Source organism: Weeksella virosa DSM 16922, assembly GCF_000189415.1.
Classification (GTDB): Bacteria; Bacteroidota; Bacteroidia; order Flavobacteriales; family Weeksellaceae; genus Weeksella; species Weeksella virosa.
The window spans coordinates 325,828-349,389 of the sequence record NC_015144.1 but is presented as its reverse complement, the minus strand read 5'-3'; the positions used below and the strand labels follow the sequence as shown (position 1 = coordinate 349,389).

At 35.8% G+C, this 23,562-nt stretch carries 22 protein-coding genes and 1 tRNA gene; 14 read left to right on the top strand and 9 right to left on the bottom strand.

The genetic code is table 11. The annotated features are described in order from the left end of the window. Positions 1–3 precede the first annotated feature (3 nt). The 4 genes from WEEVI_RS01830 (at position 4) to WEEVI_RS01815 (ending at position 1,948) form a co-directional block, all read left to right on the top strand. The gene (locus tag WEEVI_RS01830) at positions 4–630 is read left to right on the top strand and encodes a DUF6452 family protein (RefSeq protein WP_013597474.1); all 627 of its coding nucleotides are present in this window, start codon (positions 4–6) and stop codon (positions 628–630) included. Further along, complete coding sequence (locus WEEVI_RS01825) at positions 545–1,261, top strand: DUF6048 family protein (protein ID WP_126414782.1); 717 nt, start codon at positions 545–547, stop codon at positions 1,259–1,261. Before WEEVI_RS01830 ends, WEEVI_RS01825 begins: the two co-directional genes overlap by 86 nt. 2 nt (positions 1,262–1,263) lie before the next feature. Further along, on the top strand, positions 1,264–1,761 hold the full coding sequence (locus tag WEEVI_RS01820) for a hypothetical protein (RefSeq protein WP_013597472.1): 498 nt from the start codon (positions 1,264–1,266) through the stop codon (positions 1,759–1,761). Between the two features lie 113 nt (positions 1,762–1,874). Then, positions 1,875–1,948, top strand: a tRNA-Arg gene (locus WEEVI_RS01815). Between the two features lie 57 nt (positions 1,949–2,005). Here the strand turns inward: WEEVI_RS01815 and WEEVI_RS01810 are convergent. Beyond that, complete coding sequence (locus tag WEEVI_RS01810) at positions 2,006–2,848, bottom strand: aldo/keto reductase (RefSeq protein ID WP_013597471.1); 843 nt, start codon at positions 2,846–2,848, stop codon at positions 2,006–2,008. 159 nt (positions 2,849–3,007) lie between these two features. Between WEEVI_RS01810 and WEEVI_RS01805 the strand changes: the two genes are divergently transcribed. The 4 genes from WEEVI_RS01805 (at position 3,008) to WEEVI_RS01790 (ending at position 6,642) form a co-directional block, all read left to right on the top strand. After that, positions 3,008–3,433, top strand: coding sequence for an OsmC family protein (locus WEEVI_RS01805; RefSeq protein ID WP_013597470.1), 426 nt, complete (start codon positions 3,008–3,010; stop codon positions 3,431–3,433). A 91-nt stretch (positions 3,434–3,524) separates the two neighbouring features. Beyond that, positions 3,525–3,920: an HYC_CC_PP family protein gene (locus WEEVI_RS01800; protein WP_013597469.1), complete on the top strand. Its 396-nt coding sequence runs from the start codon at positions 3,525–3,527 to the stop codon at positions 3,918–3,920. A gap of 82 nt (positions 3,921–4,002) precedes the next feature. Continuing rightward, positions 4,003–6,252 carry a TonB-dependent receptor gene (locus WEEVI_RS01795; RefSeq protein ID WP_013597468.1) on the top strand — a complete coding sequence of 750 codons (2,250 nt, stop codon included), beginning with the start codon at positions 4,003–4,005 and terminating at the stop codon, positions 6,250–6,252. 33 nt (positions 6,253–6,285) lie between these two features. After that, positions 6,286–6,642 carry a heavy-metal-associated domain-containing protein gene (locus tag WEEVI_RS01790; RefSeq protein ID WP_013597467.1) on the top strand — a complete coding sequence of 119 codons (357 nt, stop codon included), beginning with the start codon at positions 6,286–6,288 and terminating at the stop codon, positions 6,640–6,642. Between the two features lie 84 nt (positions 6,643–6,726). On the opposite strand, the gene WEEVI_RS01785 is transcribed toward WEEVI_RS01790, so the two are convergent. Together WEEVI_RS01785 and WEEVI_RS01780 are read right to left on the bottom strand one after the other, a co-directional pair. Next, positions 6,727–7,662, bottom strand: coding sequence for a PstS family phosphate ABC transporter substrate-binding protein (locus tag WEEVI_RS01785; RefSeq protein ID WP_013597466.1), 936 nt, complete (start codon positions 7,660–7,662; stop codon positions 6,727–6,729). 3 nt (positions 7,663–7,665) lie between these two features. Then, complete coding sequence (locus WEEVI_RS01780) at positions 7,666–7,854, bottom strand: hypothetical protein (RefSeq protein ID WP_041942034.1); 189 nt, start codon at positions 7,852–7,854, stop codon at positions 7,666–7,668. Positions 7,855–8,259: 405 nt separating this feature from the next. Here WEEVI_RS01780 and trpS point away from each other — a divergent pair, with 405 nt between their 5' ends. The 6 genes from trpS (at position 8,260) to WEEVI_RS01750 (ending at position 14,808) form a co-directional block, all read left to right on the top strand. After that, complete coding sequence (trpS, locus tag WEEVI_RS01775) at positions 8,260–9,231, top strand: tryptophan--tRNA ligase (protein WP_013597464.1); 972 nt, start codon at positions 8,260–8,262, stop codon at positions 9,229–9,231. 99 nt (positions 9,232–9,330) lie between these two features. After that, positions 9,331–9,660, top strand: a complete 330-nt coding sequence (locus WEEVI_RS01770; protein ID WP_013597463.1) for a HesB/IscA family protein — start codon at positions 9,331–9,333, stop codon at positions 9,658–9,660. A 123-nt stretch (positions 9,661–9,783) separates the two neighbouring features. Beyond that, positions 9,784–11,241: a Fe-S cluster assembly protein SufB gene (gene sufB, locus WEEVI_RS01765; RefSeq protein WP_013597462.1), complete on the top strand. Its 1,458-nt coding sequence runs from the start codon at positions 9,784–9,786 to the stop codon at positions 11,239–11,241. Between the two features lie 97 nt (positions 11,242–11,338). After that, a complete protein-coding gene (sufC, locus tag WEEVI_RS01760) occupies positions 11,339–12,097 on the top strand; it encodes a Fe-S cluster assembly ATPase SufC (RefSeq protein WP_041942220.1) in 759 nt (252 codons plus the stop codon). Between the two features lie 71 nt (positions 12,098–12,168). Then, on the top strand, positions 12,169–13,488 hold the full coding sequence (gene sufD, locus WEEVI_RS01755; protein ID WP_013597460.1) for a Fe-S cluster assembly protein SufD: 1,320 nt from the start codon (positions 12,169–12,171) through the stop codon (positions 13,486–13,488). Positions 13,489–13,542: 54 nt separating this feature from the next. Beyond that, entirely contained in the window at positions 13,543–14,808 is a 1,266-nt protein-coding gene (locus tag WEEVI_RS01750) for an aminotransferase class V-fold PLP-dependent enzyme (protein ID WP_013597459.1), read from the top strand. Between the two features lie 4 nt (positions 14,809–14,812). Here WEEVI_RS01750 and WEEVI_RS01745 read toward each other — a convergent pair whose 3' ends face one another. The 6 genes from WEEVI_RS01745 to WEEVI_RS01720 form a co-directional block, all read right to left on the bottom strand. Continuing rightward, a complete protein-coding gene (locus tag WEEVI_RS01745) occupies positions 14,813–15,778 on the bottom strand; it encodes an EamA family transporter (RefSeq protein ID WP_013597458.1) in 966 nt (321 codons plus the stop codon). Positions 15,779–15,853: 75 nt separating this feature from the next. Continuing rightward, complete coding sequence (locus WEEVI_RS01740) at positions 15,854–16,468, bottom strand: deoxynucleoside kinase (protein ID WP_013597457.1); 615 nt, start codon at positions 16,466–16,468, stop codon at positions 15,854–15,856. A 1-nt stretch (position 16,469) separates the two neighbouring features. Further along, positions 16,470–17,243 carry a hypothetical protein gene (locus WEEVI_RS01735; RefSeq protein ID WP_013597456.1) on the bottom strand — a complete coding sequence of 258 codons (774 nt, stop codon included), beginning with the start codon at positions 17,241–17,243 and terminating at the stop codon, positions 16,470–16,472. 93 nt (positions 17,244–17,336) lie between these two features. After that, the gene (gene htpG / locus WEEVI_RS01730; RefSeq protein ID WP_013597455.1) at positions 17,337–19,211 is read right to left on the bottom strand and encodes a molecular chaperone HtpG; all 1,875 of its coding nucleotides are present in this window, start codon (positions 19,209–19,211) and stop codon (positions 17,337–17,339) included. 90 nt (positions 19,212–19,301) lie between these two features. Further along, positions 19,302–22,334, bottom strand: coding sequence for an AAA family ATPase (locus WEEVI_RS01725; protein WP_013597454.1), 3,033 nt, complete (start codon positions 22,332–22,334; stop codon positions 19,302–19,304). 2 nt (positions 22,335–22,336) lie between these two features. Then, on the bottom strand, positions 22,337–23,542 hold the full coding sequence (locus WEEVI_RS01720) for a metallophosphoesterase family protein (protein ID WP_013597453.1): 1,206 nt from the start codon (positions 23,540–23,542) through the stop codon (positions 22,337–22,339). Positions 23,543–23,562 lie beyond the last annotated feature (20 nt).

Sequence of the window (23,562 nt, the reverse complement as noted above, 5' to 3'; positions counted from 1 at the left end):
AGTATGAGAAAAGTTGTCTTACCTGTGATAATAACCATTCTTTTTTGGGCTAGTAGCTGTCTAGATCAAGATATTTGTACACCGTCTTCTGTGCCGATGTTGAATATAGAACTGCTCAATATCGAACAACCAGAAGAAATTTTCACTGATACTTTATACTATAATCAATATTTAGGGAAAACAGAAAATGGTGAAGATACCTTTGTGTATCCTAGTTACAAGAAAGTATATGGTAAGAATTTACCCCTCAGTTTTCATCAAACCGATACCAAAGAAATAAAAATGGTGATCTATCGACGTTCAGATTATTTGGTTTATGCCCGAGATGCCGATGGAAATCGTTTGCAAGATAAAGAAGGAAAAGATAGTATTTTGGGGATGAATAGAACAACTCGCGATACGCTGATTTTCCGTTACGATATTGGCCAAGCGTTTGAGAACTCCTCTTGCGGAGCAAAAGTAATTTTCGATAATGTAGAATACCAAGGTTCGACTAGCAATTATTGGATGAAAGAATTGCAGCCGACTACAACAAATATTACCGATGACACAACAATCAATTTGCAAATTAAAACTTCTGTTTTTAAGCGTCAGTCTGATTACCACTGTGCTGAATGCCCAAAACCCTGAAGAAAAAAAAGATAGTCTAGTAAACGAAAACACCGAAAGTACATCGCTCAAGAAGAAGGCCGCCAAAGGCGATGTCTTTGTGGGAGTAGATGTCTTTCTGCCTTCGTTGAGTTTGTTTTCTGACCGGAAAGAGTTCCAGGCAATGATACAATATAGACTTCACAATGCATGGCACGTGGTTGCAGAAGCTGGCTATGGGAAAAATAAGTACGATGAAAATGGTTGGCAATCGGAGGTGGATGGCACTTTCGGGAAAATTGGCTTCAATTGGTTTTTATCAGAAGATAAACAAAATATAAACAACGGCTTCTATGCCGGACTTCGTTTTGCTTATGCTAATTACAACCAAACCTTCCATAAATACCCAATCCGAGATGTGACAACAGGCAATGTAGTCGACGTTGGTTCTTTACCCCAAAAAAAAGTAGATGCCTATTGGACAGAAATTGTTGTTGGCGCTCGATTAGATTTGGTAAAGAATTTGTGTATAGATTTTTCATTGCATCCTGCTTTTTATATTGGTGCGAAAAGAGACAATGGGTTCGAGCCGAAAATCATTCCTGGTTACGGACGAAATACGACAACTATGAATCTCCCCGTTTTTTGGGGAATAACCTATAAACTATTTTAGATATGAAAAAACTATTTATTCTACCACTTATTGTATTTTTTAGCTTACAAGCATGCAATAACGCAAAAATAATGAAAGAAAAACATCCTGCTCAAGAACTGGTTTATAATCCGACCAATGTAGAAGGAACCGAAGCTGATGGAATTGCTGATGCCAAAAGCGATTACGCCAAAGGTAATTACGTGAAAATTTATATGGGAATGATGCGTGAGCCTATGATCAATCACCAGATGAATTGGGCAAAAAGAATTCTCGAGAAAGAATACAATATCACGATGCTCTTTGGTGATGATATGATGACTAGTTATAAAGAAGGGTACATAAAAACCATGGACCAATTGATGAAATCGAAGTTTAATGATAATCTCTACGATGAGGTGATGGAAAAAGCAAAAAAAGAATTAGAGAAAGATTTCAATAAAAAATTCAAAGAATATAATGCGGCTCATCCTACCGATAAAATAAGCAAAGAAGATTTTGTTTTTATCTATCAAATGTAATTGTTTCGGTTAAGGGGGTAATTAGATTTTGATTTTTTCCATTAAGTGAAAAAATAAATCAGCGTTATCATTTGGAGAATCCGTAGAAGATATTCTATCTTTGCAAACCAAACGGCCTCGTAGCTCAACTGTATAGAGCACTGGATTTCGGCTCCAGCGGTTGGGGGTTAGAATCCCTCCGAGGTCACAAAAAAAGCACTGTTTTTTGCACAGTGCTTTTTTGTTTATGCTAGGTTGTGTAAGTTTAGAAATCCACGGTATGAGGATCCAAACCAGAAAAACCAATCTCCGGCAATTGTTTGATAAGCTCGAAATCCTTCGCACTCAACTCAAAATTATCTACGTTAATATTTAGTTTGATATTCTGAGGTGTTTCTGATTTTGGTAAACAGATGATGCCGCTTTGCAAAACAAATTTTACACACAATTGCCCAACATTCACATCGTATCTTTCGGCCAAATCTCGTAAAACTGGATGATCCAAAACTCGACCACTTCCTAGCGGACTCCATGCCTGTAGTGCAATATCGTTTTTCTTACAAAAATCAACAACTTTCGGTTGCAACCATCCTGGATGAAACTCGATTTGGTTCACAGAAGGCTTCACTTCAGTAGAAGCGAGCAAAGTCTCTAAGTGTTCAATCATGAAGTTGCTAACACCTATCGCACGCAAAGTTTTGTTTTCGTACGCTTTGCAGAGTTCTTTCCATGTTTCCGAATTTATTTTTGCCCAGTCACTCGGGTGTTGTTTCGCATTAGCTGGCCAATGAATAAGGTATAAATCGAGATAATCGACTTGTAATTTTTCCATCGAATCGTGTAATGCTTGTTTCACTTTTTCAGGAGAACGATCCGTATTCCAAAGTTTTGTTGTCAAGAATATTTCTTTTCTCGGCAATCCGAAATCTTGCAAAGCACGGCCAATACTTTTTTCGTTTCCATACACAGCTGCCGTATCTATATGCCGGTAACCTGCTTCTAGGGCAGTAATAACAGAATGATATGCTTTTTCACCTTCTTCTATTTGCCAAGTTCCGTAACCAATGGATGGAATTTCTACACCATTATTTAAAGTAAATTTCTTCATGATAAAAAATATTATTATGTCTTCTAAAGATACAGTTTTTAGGCCGAAAGCTCTTGTTATTTTGCAGTATTTTTAGTAGGATTATTCATTCGTTTTGCGTAGAAAATTAGAAATAGTTGTATCTTTATAAAGATATTTTTATACTATAAATTCATATTCATGAAGGTTCAATTAACAAGAGTAAACCAAGCATATCATTTCGAAGCCACTGCAAAATCATCGGATGTGAAAGTCCATATCGATGGTCCAGAAAATATTGGTGGTGAAGGAAAAGGAGTGCGTCCGATGGAGTTGGTTCTTATCGCTTTGGGGAGTTGTAGTGTTTTCGATTTAGGCGAAATATTAAAAAAACAACGACAAGAAATTACCGACATACAAGTAGAAGTTGAGGGGAAAAGACGCGAAGAAATTCCTCAATTTTTTACCAATATCCATATTGTTTTTCATCTTACAGGAAAAAATATTGATGAAGAACGTGCAAGAAAAGCTGCCCAATTGGCTGTAAAAAAATACTGCAGCGTACACGATATGTTGGCTGCAGGTGGAGTAGAAATTACCTACGAAGTAAATTTTACAGAAGCTTAATCCTAGAAAATTAACATGTTATAATAGATCATTTTTTTATGATGTGTTAATTTTTTTTTACCTTTGTAACGTGATAAGTAAAAGATATATAGTGATTTTGTTATCGGTATTGATGTTTTTATCCAATATCGGTATTGTATTGTCTATGCATCTTTGTCACGGAGTTGCCGAAAGTATTTCAATCAATCATCTCAATAATCATCATTGTCAGCAAGAAGAGGTAGCCAATAGTTGTTGCCCAAACCCGGATGATGAGGATGAAGCCTGCTGTACAGAAGTGGCTTTGCAACAAAAAATGATCGATAAGCAATTGGTTGATATTCTAAAAGTTTCTTTTTTCTCTACCTTTTTATCAAATAGAACACACAATTTATGGTGGTATGAGTTTATAGAGTTTTATGCTTTCTTTGTTCCAGAAACACAAAAAACATATCCAAATTTACCGCCGATCTATCTTAGCCATCATCAATTTATTTTTTACGCTTGATTTTCATTAATTGTTTGATAGTCAGTTTCTTTGTAAGTAGCAATTGTCGCTAAATCGATTAATTAAATCAAAATTCTAAAAAATGAAAAAATATATATACCCACTTTTTCTATTGGTGGGATATAATCTGTATGCGCAAGAAAAATATACAGGTAAAATTGTTGATGAACACAATCAACCACTAGTTGGAGCCGAGGTTTTTTGGGAAGGAAGTACCCAAAGCACTATAACCGATGAGGAAGGGAATTTTTCTATTACGAAAGAAGTCGGGAAAAAAATAGGTGTTTTTTACGAGAACGAAGAACAATTGTTTTTACTCCCGACGGATTCTTCTACCATGATAACATTCAGGTCGCAAAGTCTTTCTACCGATATCAATCAACTCAAAGAAGTCACCATTACCGATCGACGTCCAAGTTTACGAAAAGTAAATTCGCCTTTCAATGCGATGCAAATGACCGGAAAAGAGTTGCTGAAAGCTGCTTGTTGTAATTTGGCCGAATCTTTCGAAACCAATCCGTCAATCGATGTTAATTTTTCGGATGCGGTAACCGGAAATAAGCAAATAAAAATGTTGGGGTTAACTTCTCCTTATATCCTTATTGCAGAAGAAAATATTCCGAGTGTACGAGGTGCTTCTCAGGCTTATGGGTTGAGTTTTACTCCCGGAACTTGGGTAGAAAATATTCTCATTACCAAAGGAATGGGACCGGTAATTAATGGCTACGAAAGTATTTCTGGACAAATCAATACCGAGCTGATAAAACCCAATAACGATATTCCTTTTTTTCTGAATCTCTACGGATCTACGGACGCTCGTGTAGAAACTAATGCACATTACAATCATCGTTTCAATGACAAATGGAGTTCTTCTTTGTTCTTACATAGGAATTCTCGTTTGGTGAAAAATGACCACAATCACGATAGTTTTTTAGACAATCCATTGGGTGAACAAATAAACGTGATGAATCGTTGGCAATACCAAAACACCGGAAAAGGTTGGGTAGGATTTGCCACCGCGCGGTATATGAAAGATGATAAATGGGGCGGAGAAAAAGATTTCAAACCCAGTTTACGTTCTTTGCAGAAAGATGTTTGGGGGTATCAAATCAAAACCGAACGATTGGATCTGAATGCAAAAGTGGGTTATGTTTTTCCAGAAATGCCTTTTCAATCAATGGGCTTACAACTTGCTTATTCGGATCATGACCAGAATAGTTATTTCGGAAATAGATGGTACGATATCGATCAGAAAAGTTTTTACGCCAATTATATTTTCCAATCGATTATCAATAATACCAAAAACAAATTCTCGCTCGGTAGTAGTTTCACCTGGGATCAATACCGTGAAAATTTAGCCTTGTCGGATGCTACAAAAGAACATCGAATCGATAACTCTGCAGGAATTTTTGCCGAGTATCATTACGATAATTTAACCAATTTTAGCCTAATTGCCGGTGGACGAATAGATTACCACAACCGAATGGGCGTTTTTGCTACGCCGCGTTTGCATTTGCGCTATAACCCTTGGAAAGATACCACAATCAAAGCTTCGGTAGGAAGAGGAAAAAGATTGGCTAATATTTATGCCGAAAATCAAAATTTGATGGCGAGTAATCGGACGTTTATGATCGCGACCGAACATGGTAATTTTGAGGATTTGAATCCAGAAATTGCTTGGAATTTTGGCGGAAGTATCGCACAGAAGTTTCGACTTTTCAACCGAAATGCAGATCTGAGTGTTGATTTTTATCGAACCGCTTTCGAAAACCAAATCGTGACCGATATCGACTATTCATCGCATCAAGTTCTTTTTTATAATTTAAACGGTAAATCTTTTGCCAACAGCATGCAAGTCGATTTCAATTTTCAACCAATTAATCATTTACAGTTGAGAACATCCTACAAATATTATGATATACAAACCGATTATCTTTCGGGTAGGATGAACCAAGCTTTGCAAGCGAAAAACAGGTTTTTTGCCAATGCCGAATTTACCACGCACGAAACAGAAAATGGCGCGCATTGGCGATTCGATCTCACCTATAATTGGTTCAGCAAACAACGATTGCCTTCTTCGCAAGACAATGCAATAAATAATCAATGGGCGGCGTTCTCTAATCCATACTCGACACTCAATGCGCAAATTACGCGCGTGTTTTCTAAAACATTCGAAGTGTATGTCGGTGGAGAAAATTTAACAGATTATCAACAAAAAAGAGTAATTTACGGTGGCGATAATCCATTTGGTCAAGACTTTGATTCTTCGATGGTATATGCGCCGATTTTTGGTAGGATGATTTACGCAGGTTTGCGATTCAAGGTTTTATAAAAATGACTAATTAACAATGTAATCTATATAACAATGAAAAAAGTATTATCAATCTTCCTTTTTTTCGGATTGTTCTTCGCGGTTCAAGCGCAAAACAAAGGAAATAAAAATGCCAAACACGAAGTTTTGGTAGAAGGAGTTTGCGGAATGTGCAAACAGCGAATAGAAAAAGCAGCGTATGGCGTGAAAGGGGTAAAAATGGCAACATGGGATCCGGCAACCAAAGAGTTGTCTCTTATCCTAAACGAACGTATCACCGATTTGGACAAAGTAGAGCATGCAATTGCTGCAGTTGGGCACGATACCGAACATGTGAAAGCTGATGATGAAGTCTATCATTCGATCGATAGTTGTTGTCAGTACAGAGATCCAGATTTAGAAGCACATTAAAATTCTATTTTCAATAAAAAAACCTTTCGATTCCATCGAAAGGTTTTTTTTATGATTCAAATTTATACTAAAAATCATTCGTATTTATAAGGCATTTGATTGTATCCGAACTTCTCTTTTGTATAAGAAATATGGTTGCATTTCTTCTTTTTTTACAATCAATTGTCCTTGTTGAGAGCCTGCAAATCGGGTGAAGCCAGAACCGATACCAAAGCCTATTTCATTTTTTAAGATATATACAAATCGTATAAAAGGATAACTACCGTTACGAAGATTTTCTAAATCCGGACGAACTGCTTTATTCTGATCGTTTACAATAGCTAGTATTTTTACTCTTTTAAGATATTCTTGTACTTTTTTATTGTCCAAATCACTCAAAACATTTAATCCTATAATACCAATCGCTTTGGGACTTTTCTCTAAAAATGTCAACATCTGATCAAAATCTTCAATCGAGTTGACCTTTTTATTTTTCGGTACACGCACTCCTAACTTATCATTGATGGTATTGAAATTAGAAGAATTGGCACGATCGAAAACATATTGTGTGCCATCTGCGTATAATTCTTTTTTCATTTGCTTGGTACTAATCGAATCAATCGGATTTTGGATATTAGTAATCAGAACTGTTGCATCCATCGCTACGGCAGAAGGAACATATTTGATGGTTGTTTTTTGGTACAAATAATTTTGTTGTTGTTGACTCAATTCCTTGCCTACAATCGCAATGGGATACTCGCCCTCAGAAAATTTTTTTATAGCTAAATCTTCTATTAGATAATCGACCTTGATTTTCACTTTCGGATAATCGTTTGTGTAGGTGGCTACCCAAGCTTCTACCAAATTCTTGTAGGTAGGATCGGCTACAAACGTAATCTCACCATAAGTATGTCGAGCTTTTTCTAGACCGCTTTTTCCTTCTTTCGCATGTTCTTCTGGTAGGGAATATTTGTCTTTTTTGCACTGAGTTAGCAAAGAGAAGCTAACCAAAAACAAAAAGAGATAATGGATTTTTTTCATGAATTAGATGTCTTTTTGGTAGGCTCGATAAGCTCGGTAAACCCTAAAAAGCCCATACACAATGAATAACAACCCTAATAAAAGGGCTTGTGTTTTTTCTAAGAAAATAATGAAAAAATGAGTTTTCAACACAAAACCTCCTATTAGAGCATAGCCTAAACCTATTAAACCGTAAAAAAAATGTTTGTTCATAACAATATGAAGACGAAGATACAACTTCTATTGAAAAAATAAATTTCAAAATACAAGAAAACATAAAAATCAAGTATGTATATTCATTTTTCTCTTAGAAAAATAATCGTATATTTTATTTCTGTTAGAGTGACTTCTTTGTGTATTATTACTTTTTTAGATACAATAATGTTGTTTTTGAACTGGTTGATTTCGGATTCTAAATAAGTACATATCCGTATTGATTAAAGGTTTTTTTTAGTTTTTTCATAAAAATTAGTTGTTCTCACAAATTAAGACATTTAGGAAAGGATGAAAAGTTAGCCTGTATAGAAAAATAAAGTAGCCTGTAGTAATTAATCCGCATAGCTTTTTTTAGGTCTACGGAAGATTGCTTAACTTTGTTTCTTTATAAACTATAGAAAAATGCCAAGAATTTTAACAGGAGTTCAAGCAACAGGGACCCCGCACTTAGGAAATATTTTAGGAGCAATACAGCCTGCAATTGAAATGACAAAAAAAGAAGAAAACGATTCGTTTATCTTTATTGCCGATTTGCATGCTTTGACACAAATAAAAGATGCAGAATTGCTTAGAAAAAACACCTACGAAGTAGCAGCTTGTTGGTTGGCTTTGGGCATAGATCCAGAAAAAGTAACATTTTATCGTCAATCGGATGTGACAGAAGCAACAGAGCTTACTTGGTATTTACTAAACTTCTTTCCGTATCAGCGACTAACTTTGGCACATTCTTTTAAAGATAAACAAGATTATTTGGCCGATGTCAATGCAGGGTTGTTTACGTACCCTATACTAATGGCAGCTGATATTTTATTATATGATGCTAATTTAGTGCCAGTAGGTAAAGATCAATTACAGCATTTAGAGATTACCAGAGATGTCGCATCGCGTTTCAATCATCAGATGGGAGAAACCTTTGTATTACCAGAGGCAAAAATTAGTGAAGACGCCATGATTGTACCTGGAACCGACGGTTTTAAAATGTCGAAATCGAGAAACAATTTTATCAATATTTTCTTATCAGACAAAGAACTTCGCAAGCAAGTAATGGCAATTCAAACCGATTCTACACCACTCGAAGATCCTAAAAATCCTGATACTGATAATGTTTTTGCAATTTATAAATTATTGGCAAACGAACAACAATTAGCAGAAATGCGTGAAAACTATCAGAAAGGCGGTTACGGTTATGGACACGCAAAACAAGCCTTGTACGAGTTGATTCTTGAAAATTATGGAGAAGCACGCGAAAAGTTCCATACACTGATCAATGACCAAGCAACCTTGGATCAACTCCTAGAAAAAGGAGCAACACAAGCAAAAGAAGTAGCCCAAAAAGTATTACAAAGAACACGCGAGAAATTAGGTTTCCATTAATCGATTTTATAAGTTAAAGCATTGTTATTATTTATAATAGAATCATGGTTTAACGATGAATAAACCTTATCTTTGCATTAAATCAATCTAAATAAAAAAATGATCAAAATAACCGACGAAGCAAAAAATAAAATTATTGCCCTATTGCAAGAAGAGGGTTCATCGATACAAGAGTCTTTTGTACGTGTAGGTGTTACCAGCGGTGGTTGCTCTGGACTGTCGTATAATTTGTCTTTTGATAAAGAGACAAAAGACGAGGACAAGATATTCGAGGACAATGGTGTACGCGTAGTAGTAGACAAAAAATCATACCTGTACTTGGTAGGTATGACACTTGAGTATTCGGGAGGATTGAACGGAAAGGGATTTGTATTCAACAATCCTAATGCAAATAGAACTTGTGGTTGCGGGGAAAGTTTTGCCGTGTAACCTAATTTTCGGTAGGATATATATATTTTAGAAACAAACGAAACACCACATCCTGCCAAAAGATAAAAAAAATTAATATAGGAAAATGCAATAACGCATGTTGAAGCATAGAAATTAAGAAAAATGAGCAATACAAAATATACAGAAGACGATTTACGTGAAGACTTAGCCAAGCCAAGAGAGTATGAGTTTGGTTGGGAAACGGAAATGGAATATGAAGATTTCCCAATAGGGCTAAATGAAGATATTGTGCGCGCCATTTCGAAGAAAAAAGAAGAGCCAGAATGGATGACGGAGTGGCGATTAGAAGCTTTCCGTGCGTGGCAAAAAATGACAGAACCAGAATGGGCGAATATTCATTACGAGAAACCAGACTTCCAGGCGATACGCTATTATGCGGCACCAAAAGTAAAAAAAGAATTAGCAAGTCTAGATGAAGTAGATCCAGAATTGTTAAGAACATTCGAACGATTAGGGATTTCATTAGACGAGCAAAAAAGATTGACTGGAGTAGCGATCGATGCGGTAATTGATTCGGTTTCGGTGAAAACTACTTTCCAAGAAACGTTGGCAGAAAAAGGAATTATTTTTATGTCGATTTCAGAAGCCATCAAAGAACATCCAGAATTGGTGAGAAAATATATAGGTAAAGTTGTTCCTCCTACCGATAATTTTTATGCAGCGCTGAATTCGGCAGTGTTCTCAGACGGATCGTTCTGTTATATCCCGAAAGGCGTTCGTTGTCCTATGGAATTGTCGACTTATTTCCGTATCAACTCAGCAGGTACAGGTCAGTTCGAACGTACCTTACTAATTGCAGACGAAGGATCTTATGTATCATATTTAGAAGGATGTACGGCACCCATGCGTGATGAAAATCAATTGCATGCAGCAGTTGTAGAGCTTATTGTGATGGAAGATGCCGAAATAAAATACTCAACTGTACAAAACTGGTATCCTGGAGATGAACATGGTAAAGGAGGTGTTTTTAACTTTGTAACAAAACGTGCTGTCTGTGAGAAAAACGCAAAGGTTTCTTGGACACAAGTAGAAACTGGTTCAGCTGTTACATGGAAATATCCATCATGTATTCTGAAGGGAGATAACTCTGTCGGAGAGTTCTATTCTATTGCGGTAACCAATAATTATCAACAGGCCGATACAGGGACCAAAATGTATCATATCGGTAAAAATACTCGTTCGACTATTATTTCGAAGGGTATTTCGGCCGGACGTTCGCAAAACTCGTATCGTGGGTTGGTGAAAATAAATAAAAATGCTTCAGGAGCAAGAAATTTCACGCAATGTGACTCATTGTTAATGGGGAATGAGTGTGGTGCACATACTTTCCCTTATATCGAAATGGAGAATTCTACCGCAAAATTAGAACACGAAGCAACGACTTCTAAAATTGGTGAAGATCAGTTGTTCTATTGTAACCAACGAGGAATAGATACCGAAAAAGCAATCGCATTGATTGTGAATGGATTCAGTCGAGAAGTATTGGATAAATTACCCATGGAATTTGCTGTAGAAGCTAAAAAATTATTAGAAATATCTTTAGAAGGATCTGTAGGGTAAATTAATCTATCCAAAGAATAAAAAGATTAAGAATAGAAAGATCACTATAATCCTAAGCGATTAACCGTAATAAAAAAAACAAAAGAAAAAAATCATGTTGTTAGATATAAAAAATTTACACGCTAAGATTGCAGATAGCGACAAAGAAATTATCAAAGGGCTAAACTTGCAAATAAAACCGGGAGAAGTACATGCAATTATGGGACCAAATGGTGCAGGAAAATCTACACTTTCTTCTGTGATTGCAGGTAAAGAAGATTATGAAGTTACTGCAGGTGAAATTCTCTTCAATGATGAAGAAATTCTAGAAATGGCGCCAGAAGAACGTGCACATAAAGGGATTTTTATGTCTTTCCAGTATCCTATCGAAATCCCAGGTGTATCGGTTTCTAATTTTATCAAAACATCGATCAACGAAACTAGAAAAGCACAAGGATTAGAAGAAATGGGTGCGTCTGAGATGTTGAAAATGATCAGAGAAAAAGCAGAGTTATTAAACATCAAAAAAGACTTCTTGTCGCGTTCATTGAACGAAGGTTTTTCTGGAGGAGAAAAGAAACGAAACGAGATATTTCAGATGTTGATGCTCAACCCCAAATTGGCCATCTTGGATGAGACAGATTCTGGTTTGGATATCGATGCATTGAGAATTGTTGCAGACGGTGTAAATGCTTATAGAAATGAACATAATGGCGTGTTGTTAATTACGCATTATCAGCGTTTATTAGATTATATCGTACCCGATTTTGTACACGTATTAGCAGATGGTAAAATCATCAAATCGGGAAGCAAAGAACTCGCATTAGAGTTAGAAGAAAAAGGGTATGATTGGGTAAAAGAGGAGGCAGGAGTCTAACCTAGCGCCTAAGATTCGTGTTGTAGAGAACAACCGATTTTGTCCCTGTATAAAAAATACACAACTTGAAAATGATTGATTTAAAAGAAAATTTATTAGCACGTCATTTGGTTTTCGACGAGAAAAATAAAAGTCATAAAAATATCGAGGAACTCCGTCAACATGCTATTGAGGTTTTCAAAGAAAAAGGATTCCCAAAACGCAAAGACGAAGAATGGAAATACACCAATATTGCTCCTATCCTAAAGGTAGATTACAAATTATTTCCAGAAACTGAAGTTGGTTTAGAGTATAAAGACATCAAAAAATACTTAATCAACGATATAGATACGTATCTCATTGTATTTATCAATGGTAAATATTCATCGTTCTTGTCGAATACAACCCACGATGAAGCAGATATCTGTGTACTGTCTAGTGCCCTGAATAATTCTGTACATCATTCTGTTATCGAAAATTATTTTGGTAAGATTGCAGCAAAAGACGAGAGCTTTACAGCATTAAATACTGCCTTTGCAAGAGATGGAGCATTTATATATGTACCCAATAATACGATTCTATCTAAGCCTATTCAGGTGGTGTATTTCTCAACAGGCGTATTACAAGAAGTGATGTATCAGCCAAGAAATCTAATTGTTATAGGAGATAATGCACAAGCACAAATTATCGAATGTCACCAAACCTTAGACGGAGTTGCAAACCTAACAAACGCAGTAACAGAAGTAAATGTTGGGAAAAATGCCGAAGTACAAATACACAAATTCCAGAATGACTCGGACAATGTATCGTTAATAGATAATGTTTACATCAACCAAGAAAGAGACTCTAGAGCCTCTGTTTTTACATTTGCTTTTGGTGGGAAAATCGTAAGAAATAATTTGAATTTCTATCAAAATGGTGAAAACTGCAACTCTATCTTAGATGGGGTTACCATAATCGATAAAAAGCAACATGTCGATCATCACACATTGGTAGTACATAATTACCCGAATTGCGAATCGCACGAATTGTATAAAGGAATCTATGCAGATGAAGCGCATGGAGTTTTTAATGGTAAAATTTATGTTCATAAAGAAGCTCAAAAACTAAATGCTTTCCAGCAAAATAACAACGTACTTTTATCAGATTCGGCAAGCATCGATACGAAACCACAATTAGAGATTTTTGCAGATGATGTAAAATGTTCGCACGGATGTACGGTAGGGCAATTGGATGAAGATGCGATGTTCTATATGCAACAACGTGGTATCGGAAAAGAAGTAGCGCAAGCACTTTTGTTGTATGCATTTGCGGCAGATGCTTTGCAACATGTTACTATACCTCAAGTAACAGCAAAAGTAAATCAGCTGGTAGCTAATAAGTTAGGTGTGAGTATTGATTTTGATTTGTAAGAAAAGTAAACTATATCAGATACGATAGTATAATTATTAAAAATAGGTTGTAGGATGAATTTCTTACAACTTATTTTATTCAATAACACAAACAAAGAGAATATGGATATTACACAAATAAGAAAACAGTTTCCTATTTTATCGAGAAAAGTAAACGGAGAACCTCTTGTTTATTTCGATAATGGAGCAACTTCTCAGAAACCGATTCAAGTAATCGAAGCCATCGAATATTATTATAAACATTATAATGCCAATGTGCATCGCGGAATCCATACATTGAGTCAAGAAGCAACCGATAAAATGGAGGAAGCCCGTAGAAAAATTCAAAAATTTATCAATGCTAAAAACGAACATGAAGTAATTTTTACGCGCGGAACTACCGAAGCAATTAATTTGGTAGCCTATTCATTTGGCGAAACATTACAAACAGAAGATGAGATTCTTATTACCGAGATAGAACATCATTCGAATATCGTTCCTTGGCAGTTATTAGCAGAAAGAAAAGGGTTGATACTCAAATATATTCCGCTTAAAAAAGAAGGAGGTCTAGATCTGACGAATCTAGATACGTTGCTTACCGATAAAACACGTTTGGTAGCAGTTAATCAAGTATCGAATGCCTTAGGAATAGTGAATCCAATTCAAAAAATTATTGAAAAAGCACATGCAAAAGGAGCAAAAGTATTGATTGATGGTGCACAATCAGTACCTCATACCAAGATAGATGTACAAAAAATGGATTGTGATTTTTTTGTATTCTCTGGCCACAAGATGTACGGCCCTACTGGTATTGGCGTTTTGTACGGGAAAGAAGAAATCCTGAATGCAATGCCGCCTTTTCATGGAGGAGGAGAAATGATACGTGATGTATCGATGGAAAAATCTACCTATGCATGTTTACCCTTTAAATTCGAAGCCGGTACGCCAGATATTGCGGGAATTATAGGTTTAGGAGAAGCGGTAGATTTTATAAACTCGCTTGGTATAGAAAATATTCAAGCACACGAATATGATCTATTAGCCTATTGCATGGCTGAACTACAAAAAATAGATGAGGTAGAAATTTATGGTGAAAACCAAGAGCATGCAGGCGCAATCTCGTTTAACCTAAAGCTGGATGGTGCTCACTCATCAGACGTCGGAATGATCCTCGACAAGAAAGGAGTAGCAGTGAGAACTGGTCACCATTGTGCCCAACCAATTATGTGCTTCTATGATATCCCTGGTACTGTACGGGTTTCCTTTGCTGTTTACAATACAAAAGAAGAAGTCGACATATTTATCAGTGCACTAAAAACAGCCATTCGGATGTTGGGATAAATAACTAAGAAATTTTAGAATGTGAGGATTTTAATTGGTTAGCATTCATGTAAAAAACTGCGCCAAGGATACATGCAATGCCTAACCATTGAATCCATTCTACCTTTTCATTGAGAAGGAAAAAAGCAAACAATACCGAAACGGGTAACTCGATAGAGGAAACAATACTACCTAATCCAAGTCCAGTATTAGGAAAACCAGCTGTTAGCAACAATGGCGGTAAAATAGTCCCAAAAAGAGATAAAAATAGTCCGTACCTTAAGAAAATACTAGCATCGAAAGCGCTGATTCCTTCTGTGTTTGATGAGAAGAGGTTGTAGAAAGATTTCAGGCCATCAAAATAATAAGGACCTATTTGAGAAAAGAATAAAAATGCTCCAACTACGATGGCTCCTCCCAAAAGCATGAAAAGGGATTTTTGCGTATTGGGTAAATATGTAGCAATTCTGTTGGATACAAACATGGTTGTAGAGAAAGAACAAGCCGCTAAGAAACCCCAAAAAACTCCACGAATATCCAAATCTATCGATTGATTGAAAACGTTTGTGGCCAATAAGGTGCCGAAAAGAACCATCATCGTTGCTAAAATTTTTCGAGCAGAAGGCAAGACTTTATCTAGAAAACTTTCGATTACGATGCTTATCCATACAGACTGCATCAACAAAACAATCCCGATAGATACATTGATATATTGTACCGATAGATAATAGAATAAACTGGTAAAACCCATTGAAGAACCAAAAATTAATAATTTGGTTGTGTCGCCTTTCTGGATTGGCTTTAGTTTTTTTCGGTTGATGATATTGAGAATTATCAGACCCAAAAGTCCCAAGGTAAACTGAGAAGTCGTAACTTCTGCTGTGGTGTAACCTTCTCCGTAGGCTAGTTTTACAATAGTAGCCAACATTCCGTATGCGCTAGAACCTAGGGCAACAAGCAGCACACCTTTTGCTATATTTTTCGTTTCCATAAGATAAAAAAGGCGGTCGAATTTTGATGAAAAATTGCCGCTCTTATACGTTGTTTATATTTTTTTATTGTGTGATCAAAAGAGACCGTGAATTTCTCCTTCTACTTTGTTGAATATGAAGCCTAAATCTTCGGGGTTTTTCACAAAATCTAAATTATCCACATCAATTACCAAAAGTTTTCCTTCGGTATAATTATCGATCCATTTGTTGTATTTTTCGTTCAATCGATTCAGATAATCGATGCTGATAGAGCTTTCGTATTCGCGTCCTCTTTTTTGGATTTGTGCTACCAATGTCGGTATCGATGCTTTGAGGTAAATCAGCAAATCGGGAGCTTTTACAAAAGAAGTCATCAAATTAAAAACACGTAAATAATTCTCATAATCGCGTGTGCTTAGCAAACCCATATCTTTTAGGTTGCTCGCAAAAATATGTGCATCTTCATAAATCGTTCGATCCTGAATAATGTTTAGCCCACTTTCTCTTATTTCTTTTACTTGTTGGAAACGACTTCCTAAAAAATAAATTTGTAGGTTAAACGACCACTTGGCCATGTCGTTATAGAAATCATCTAAGTAGGGGTTGTGATCAACATCTTCGAACTGTGCGGTCCAATTGTATTGTTTCGCTAATAACTTGGTGAGGGTGGTTTTTCCAGCTCCAATATTTCCTGCAATAGCAATATGCATTCTATTTTTCTTTTAGCGTGTAAATATACGTATCCTTATCATTTTGCACAAAAAGTTCACGGCTGTTTGCTGCAAAGTCAGACCAATTTCCTTCGTATACTACCTGAGGTTCTGTTTGGTCTAGACGAGAAAGAAATATTTCATTTTTCGTCCCATACAAAAAAGCATTTCCTACCATAACAATTTTCGAGTATGTAGGTAAATTTATTTTTTTCTGATAGGTAAGATAATCATCAAAAACATATAGCGACTGATCGGTTAAGAGGTATATTTTTTTGAGGTGATAATATAATTTTATCAATTGTTCGTCTTCTTTCAGCATCGTTAATATAGAAGAACTGTTGATGATTTTACTACTCTGATAATTGATTTGTAGTAGTTTATGAGTAAAAATATCGTACGCTACCAGAAAGTTATTATCCATTACGCCGACCAAAGTCAAAAAATAATCGGGTGAATTCAACGAAATCGGATCTTGGATAGGCGATAAATTATTATCGAGCAAATACAAGGTTTGATGATTGGCAATAACCGTAACCAACAACGAGCTTTGCACATTGAGATTGCTAAGATTATTTTGGTTAGTAAATGTCGCAATAATTTGATGATTGCTTATTTTTTCGATGGTATTATTTTTTAGTTGATAAAAGTTTCGAGCTTCATCAACGGTTAACGATTTCGAATTGATCCAATCGAAAGCTGTTGTATTGTTCTCTTTCTGTGCAAAACAAATCAGAGAGATGAAGAAACAACTCAAAACCAAAAGTCTTTTCATACCAAAATATTCTACCGAAAGGTACAAAAAAAACCGCTTCGCAACTCCGAAACGGTTTAGGTTATTTGTTATGATCCTTTAAGGCTTGTTTTTTTATAGCTTTTTGAAGCTACGGTTTATAAACTCGGTCAGTTCTTTTCCTTTGAGCAAACCTTGCGACAATTTTGCCAAATCCAATGCCTGAAGAATCAAGTTGTTTTTTTCTTCTGTATTTTCTTTAGTTAAAATTTCATTGGCCAAAGCAGAGTTGGTATTCACTACCAAATTGTACATTTCTGGGAAGTTACCCATGCCAAACATACCGGCTGCACCTGTAGCTTGCATATCTTTCATGCGGCGCATAAATTCTGATTGGGTGAGGATGAATGGGGCATCGGTTTCCGATAAATCTTCTAATTGTACGGTGTACGATTTGTTATCGATTCCCTCTGTAATTTGGGTTTTCAGACTCTCTTTTTGTTCATCAGAAAGCTTAGAGATTTTCACTTCATCTTTGTCGATCAACTTATTGATATGATCTGCATCTACTCGTGCAAAACTTACTTTTTCTTTCGAAGATTCTAATTTTTGGATGAGATGTGCAGCAATTGGCGAATCGAGAATAATTACTTCGTAGCCTTTCTCTTTCGCAATCTGGATGTATTGATCTTGTCCATTGTCATCGGTCGTGTAAAGAACCACCATGTTGCCATCTTTATTGGTTTGATGATCTTTTATGGTGTCTGATAGCTCTGTCCACGTAAAATATTTTCCATCAACGGTAGGATAAAGAGCAAATTTGTCAGATTTTTCGAAGAATTTATCTTCCGAAATCATACCATATTCTATCACTACTTTTATATCGTTCCACTTTTTCTCGTAATCTTCTCGGTTTTGAGTGATCAAAGAACTCATTTTATCAGCAACTTTTTTGGTGATATGCGCCGATATTTTTTTCACCGCTCCATCTGCTTGTAGGTAAGAACGAGAGACATTTAGTGGGATATCTGGCGAATCGATTACTCCGCGTAGCAACATCAAGAAATCGGGAACTATCCCATTGACTTCATCTGTTACAAATACTTGATTTTGATATAATTGTATTCTGTCTTTATCTAGATTGATGTTGTTGCCTAATTTCGGGAAAAATAAAATCCCAGTTAAATTAAACGGATAATCGACATTGAGGTGAATATGGAACAATGGCTCCTCAAATTGCATTGGATACAATTCTCTGTAAAACGCAAGATAATCTTCATCGGTTAGTTCCGACGGAGATTTGGTCCAGGCGGGTTGCGTATTGTTGATGATATTGTCTACTTCTATTTCCTCTGGTTTTGCATCTTCTGCAGCATCTTCTGGTAAAGGAAGCGTTTCTTTTTTCGTACCGAACTTTATCGGGATTGGCATGAATTTGTTGTATTTATGCAACAGTTCATTAATCTTCCATTCTTCTAAAAATTCTTTAGAATCTTCTGCGATATGCAAAATGATTTCTGTTCCACGATCGGTTTTATCTGCTTTTTCTAACGTAAATTCTGGCGAACCATCACATGTCCAATGCGCGGCTGGCTCATCTTTGTACGATTTGGTAATAAGTTCTACTTTGTCGGCAACCATAAAAGCCGAATAAAAGCCTAATCCAAAATGCCCAATAATTCCATCGGCATCTTTGTGTTGGTTGATAAATTCTTCTGCTCCAGAAAAAGCAACTTGGTTGATGTATTTTTCTACTTCATCTGCTGTCATCCCGATTCCTTGATCGATAATATGAAGCGTTTTATCTTCTTTGTTTATTTTTACTTCAATCTTCGGATTGCCATATTCTACTTTTGCTTCGCCTATATTGGTAAGATGTTTTAGTTTCAAGGTTGCATCCGAAGCATTAGAAATCAACTCACGCAAGAAAATTTCGTGGTCACTGTATAAAAATTTTTTAATTAATGGAAAGATGTTTTCCACTGATACATTAATATTTCCTTTACTCATGATGATGATTATTTTTTATGTTTATTTAAATGTTTTCGGTCTTATAAGTGACAAAAGTAATACCAACCAAATAAAGCTGACATTTTGTCTTTATTGCAGGTCAATTCGACTTCCTTTTACTTCATCTTTCGTGATCGATAAGGTAATGGGAATGCGCTCTTTTAGCTCATCGACGTGCGAAATTATTCCTACAATTCGATTTTCTTTTTGTAAACTCAATAAGGTTTCGAAAACAATATTTACCGCTTCGCTATCTTGCGTACCAAATCCTTCATCGATAAAGAAAAAGTTTTTGTTGGTCGAAACATTTTCTTGCACACTTTCTGCCAAAGCAAGCGCCAAACTCAACGAAACCTGAAAGGCTTGTCCACCCGAAAGGGTTTTTACACTTCGACTTTTTCCTTCATTCAGATAATCAATAATTTCGAAATCAGAATTTTCATTTATTTGTAAACTAAGTTGATTTCTCGTCATCCGATGGAATCGTACATTTGCATTGTCACACAATTGTTGTAGATAGATGCCCGAAATATATTGCACAAAGCCTGCTCGATTGAAAAGGTTTTGCAAAGTCGATAAATTTTGTGCTTTTCGCTCGAGTTTTTCTTGTTCCTTGAGTAAGTTTTTTTTCTCTTCGAATGCTTTTTCTAGCCTTTCTTTTTCAGTTTTTAGCGCAATCATTCGCTCATTCGACTCTTTGTGTTTTTGTGCCAATGATGCGAGTTCTGTTATTTTGGTTTGATAATTTTCTTCTTCGAAAACCTGATCTTTCAGTTTGTTTTCCAACTCGAGAACCATTTCGCTCAATGCATTTTTTTCCAATTCGAACTGGTGAATTTTCGCCCAATTTTCATCCACATTCAGCCCCGAGTGTACGATTCTTTTCACCTCTTCGAGGGTTGTAAATTCGGTGGTCGATAAACGTTCTAACAAAGTTTTTTCTATCGAAATTAGTTCAGTTTTGGCAAGATGAAGTTGTTTTGCAATAGAATTGAACATGGCTTCTTTCTTGGCAACTTTTGGTAAAAGGTTGTTTTTTTCTTCTTGTAAGGCGATTTGCTTTTGTTCGATTTCTAAGTTTCTACTTTTCAAACTGTCCAAAGTCAATCGGATTTCTTGTTGCGATTGCTGCGCATAATCGCTTACCGATAAGCGTTGTAGGTTTTTGCTGTTGAGTTCTATTCTTGCCTTTGCTTGGTTTTCTTTATCGCGAAACCCTTGAATTCCTTCTTTGTATTTCTCAATGTTTTTTAACGTATTATCCAACAGTAAACGTTCATTTTCTATTTCTTTGGTAGCTTCGGTTAGAAGATTTTCTATCTCTAAAGCTTGTTTCTTTTTGGCTAAAAAATCATTTTTTTGTGTAGGTCGAAACTTTTTCCAAACGAATGTATCGATAAGATTTTTTTGGTTCGAAAATAATTTCTCAAGCTCTAGTTCTTCCTTTGCTAATTGCTCTTTTCTAAACTTTATTTCAGAAAAACTATTTTCCAGGTTTCGACGATCTTTTTGCAAAGTTTTTTCTTTTTCTTGTCCTAGCAATAACTTATTTCTTAGGTTCTGTAATTGCTCGCTAACATCATCGTCTATCAAATTAGGATGTTGCAGAGAGCCACACAGAGGGCAGGCTTCGCCTTCGTGCAAATGCATTGCATAATGCGATAATTGTTGTCGAACGGTGAGGTTTTGAATCTGTTCTCGCAAAGTTTCATTCGATTTTTCTAACTTCGAAAACTCTTCATCAATAACCCTTGTAAGGGTTTCTTGCGTTGCTAAATGCGGATTGAATTGCTTCTCTGTCGATAAAATATCTGCTTTGTTTTTTGATATTTTATTTTCTTGTTCCGCAATTTGTTTCTCTAATATTTCATACTTCTGATACCATTTTTCTATCTCGTATAGCTCTTCTATATTTTCTCTTTTTTGTTCGAGTTCTTTTTGTTTGTTTTGCAATGTTGCAAGAAGATTTCGGTGAGAAGTTTCTTTCTTTTCTTCTTCTGTAATCATTTCGATTCCTTTTCTAGAGCGTAGTTGTAGATTTTCTATTTCTGCTTGATCTCGCAGAATAGAGAGGATAAACTCTAAATCTTTTTCCTCTATTTTTTTATCTGCTAAAGCTTCGAATTGGGGAAGAAGACTTGCCATTTCTTTTTCTGTTTGGTTGATTTTATCCTTCAGCAAAAGCAATTCTTTTTCTTCTTTTTGCTGCTCATCCAAAAAATCATTTACTTTCTTTTGCAGTTTATTTTGTTCATCGAAACCATGAGAAAAACCTTGCGAAAGTTGTTCGTATTGCTTGGTTTGTTTTTCTAATGTTCGGATACCTTTTTCTTCTATTAGTAGTTTTTCAAGTGCTTTCTTTTTAGATTGTTGTTCTTCTAAAGTTTCTTTTAGTTGTCTTAGCTTTTCTACAACTTCTTGCAAATTTTGGTGTTCTGTTCGATATTTTTCTTCTTGTATGATCGAAGTAGAAAGTTGCGATGAAAGTTCTTCTATTTGAGTTTCGGTGACGTTTTCGAATGTGGAAAGTCTACCTGTATTTTTATTGAGTAATTCTAGGTTATTTTTGTTGAAGGCACTTACTTTGTCTTGTAAATCAAAACGTTGAAGAGAGAAGATTTCCTTCAACATATGCGTTCTTTGTGTCGGAGTAAGCTGAATAAACTCCTGAAATTTCCCTTGTGGAATAATTATCGTTCGACGAAAATTATCAGAACTCAAACCAATAATTGGCTCAACATCTAAACTTTCTAGTGGATACCAATCATTCGATCGAAACTCATACAATTGTGCATTTTTCTGTGTAATAATCTCGAAATTATTGCGATTTCGTCGATATTCACGAACGATTTTATATTTTTTATTTTCATGGTTTAAGAACTCGAAATCGATCAACATTTTATTCGATTTCAGATTCATCATATTATACGTAAATTTAGACGAACCCAAACGGTCAGAATTTCCGTACAAAGCAAAAGTAATCGCTTCTAGAATGGTTGATTTTCCGCTTCCTACTTTTCCGAAAATTCCAAATAATCCTGCATCAATCAAAGAAGAAAAATCGATTTCTTGGGGTTCTTGGTACGAGTATAAACCTTCGAAACGTAAAACAAGAGGTAACATGGTTATGAATGTAAGATTTCGTTGAACAATTCCATAATTTCATCGGTTGGTTCTTGTGCGTTTTGTTTAGACCGAAAATAGTCCCGAAACAGTTCGCCAATATCTTTGTTTAGTTGAATGGTAGAATGAGTCGATTGCTCTGCTTGTAGATTTTTCAATTGAGGAATTAAATGGATAATTCCTTTATGCGCGCGATAAATTTTTTGACGATCACTTGCTTGTAAAAACGTATCGCTTTCTAAGGTTAATTCCACCAAAGCATTTTGATTTTCTTGTAACCACTCCACCGTTTTTTCTACCGAATCGAATTGTTTCCTGATCAAAGGTTTTCCTACTTTCAGCTCGATTTTCTTCATCTTAATTCTTTCATTCGGTACAATCTCTACAAGGTTTACGTATTTGGTTTGTCCTGCTTCGGAGAAACTATAACACAAAGGAGAAGAACTGTAGACGATAGGTTTTTCTTCCGAACCAATATTTTGATACTTGTGCAAATGCCCTAATGCGGTATAATGAATTTCTTGCGGAATAGAAGAGGCAAAAACCAAATCTGCATTCCCGATTTTTAGTGGTTTTTCGCCATCGGGTTCGTCTAATAATTGCTGTGCAGAAGGATTCATATACAAATGAGTTATCAGAAGATTAACCCCTTTATTATCACAATATGTATTGGCTAATCGTTGCCAGTTTTCGGCTAATACCTGATTCAATTGTGCTTCTTTTTCTTCACCTAAAAACTGTTTCAATCGTTGTTCGTTCGCATAAGGTGTATGAAGAATTCTAATAGGATAGGGTAGGTGATGAAGAGAAAGTTCTATGAATCCTTCATCGGTTTTGGTAATCGAAAAATCAGCCAATTCGAACGGAGAAATTACCGCCTTCGGATGGCCGATTAAGATAATTCCACATTCGCGCGCCAAAGGATTTGGTGCATCTATAAGGTTGGGCGAATCGTGATTGCCAGCAATCGCAACCACAGGCCGTTTGCCATTGTTGGATAACTTCTTAAGGGTTTTGTAGAACAATTCAACTGCTTCTACACCTGGGTTGAAGGTGTCGAATAAATCACCGGCAATGAGTACTAAATCTACGTTTTCTTGTTCGGCTATCTGAACAATTTCGTTCATCACGTTGATTTGTTCTTCTAATCGAGAATAATTATCCAAGCGTTTGCCTAAATGCCAATCGGCTGTGTGTAAAACTTTCATGCAACAAAATTCTTGTTTAG

Excerpts from the sequence above, each read along its gene's own strand:
- WEEVI_RS01820 (WP_013597472.1), top strand. The coding sequence starts at position 1,264 with ATGAAAAAACTATTTATTCTACCACTTATTGTATTTTTTAGCTTACAA.
- WEEVI_RS01740 (WP_013597457.1), bottom strand. The coding sequence starts at position 16,468 with ATGCATATTGCTATTGCAGGAAATATTGGAGCTGGAAAAACCACCCTC.
- sufB (WP_013597462.1), top strand. The coding sequence starts at position 9,784 with ATGAGCAATACAAAATATACAGAAGACGATTTACGTGAAGACTTAGCC.
- WEEVI_RS01750 (WP_013597459.1), top strand. The coding sequence starts at position 13,543 with ATGAATTTCTTACAACTTATTTTATTCAATAACACAAACAAAGAGAAT.
- WEEVI_RS01780 (WP_041942034.1), bottom strand. The coding sequence starts at position 7,854 with ATGAACAAACATTTTTTTTACGGTTTAATAGGTTTAGGCTATGCTCTA.
- WEEVI_RS01745 (WP_013597458.1), bottom strand. The coding sequence starts at position 15,778 with ATGGAAACGAAAAATATAGCAAAAGGTGTGCTGCTTGTTGCCCTAGGT.
- WEEVI_RS01720 (WP_013597453.1), bottom strand. The coding sequence starts at position 23,542 with ATGAAAGTTTTACACACAGCCGATTGGCATTTAGGCAAACGCTTGGAT.
- WEEVI_RS01770 (WP_013597463.1), top strand. The coding sequence starts at position 9,331 with ATGATCAAAATAACCGACGAAGCAAAAAATAAAATTATTGCCCTATTG.
- WEEVI_RS01785 (WP_013597466.1), bottom strand. The coding sequence starts at position 7,662 with ATGAAAAAAATCCATTATCTCTTTTTGTTTTTGGTTAGCTTCTCTTTG.
- WEEVI_RS01795 (WP_013597468.1), top strand. The coding sequence starts at position 4,003 with ATGAAAAAATATATATACCCACTTTTTCTATTGGTGGGATATAATCTG.
- trpS (WP_013597464.1), top strand. The coding sequence starts at position 8,260 with ATGCCAAGAATTTTAACAGGAGTTCAAGCAACAGGGACCCCGCACTTA.
- WEEVI_RS01810 (WP_013597471.1), bottom strand. The coding sequence starts at position 2,848 with ATGAAGAAATTTACTTTAAATAATGGTGTAGAAATTCCATCCATTGGT.
- WEEVI_RS01790 (WP_013597467.1), top strand. The coding sequence starts at position 6,286 with ATGAAAAAAGTATTATCAATCTTCCTTTTTTTCGGATTGTTCTTCGCG.
- WEEVI_RS01735 (WP_013597456.1), bottom strand. The coding sequence starts at position 17,243 with ATGAAAAGACTTTTGGTTTTGAGTTGTTTCTTCATCTCTCTGATTTGT.
- htpG (WP_013597455.1), bottom strand. The coding sequence starts at position 19,211 with ATGAGTAAAGGAAATATTAATGTATCAGTGGAAAACATCTTTCCATTA.
- WEEVI_RS01805 (WP_013597470.1), top strand. The coding sequence starts at position 3,008 with ATGAAGGTTCAATTAACAAGAGTAAACCAAGCATATCATTTCGAAGCC.
- WEEVI_RS01825 (WP_126414782.1), top strand. The coding sequence starts at position 545 with ATGACACAACAATCAATTTGCAAATTAAAACTTCTGTTTTTAAGCGTC.
- sufD (WP_013597460.1), top strand. The coding sequence starts at position 12,169 with ATGATTGATTTAAAAGAAAATTTATTAGCACGTCATTTGGTTTTCGAC.
- WEEVI_RS01830 (WP_013597474.1), top strand. The coding sequence starts at position 4 with ATGAGAAAAGTTGTCTTACCTGTGATAATAACCATTCTTTTTTGGGCT.
- WEEVI_RS01725 (WP_013597454.1), bottom strand. The coding sequence starts at position 22,334 with ATGTTACCTCTTGTTTTACGTTTCGAAGGTTTATACTCGTACCAAGAA.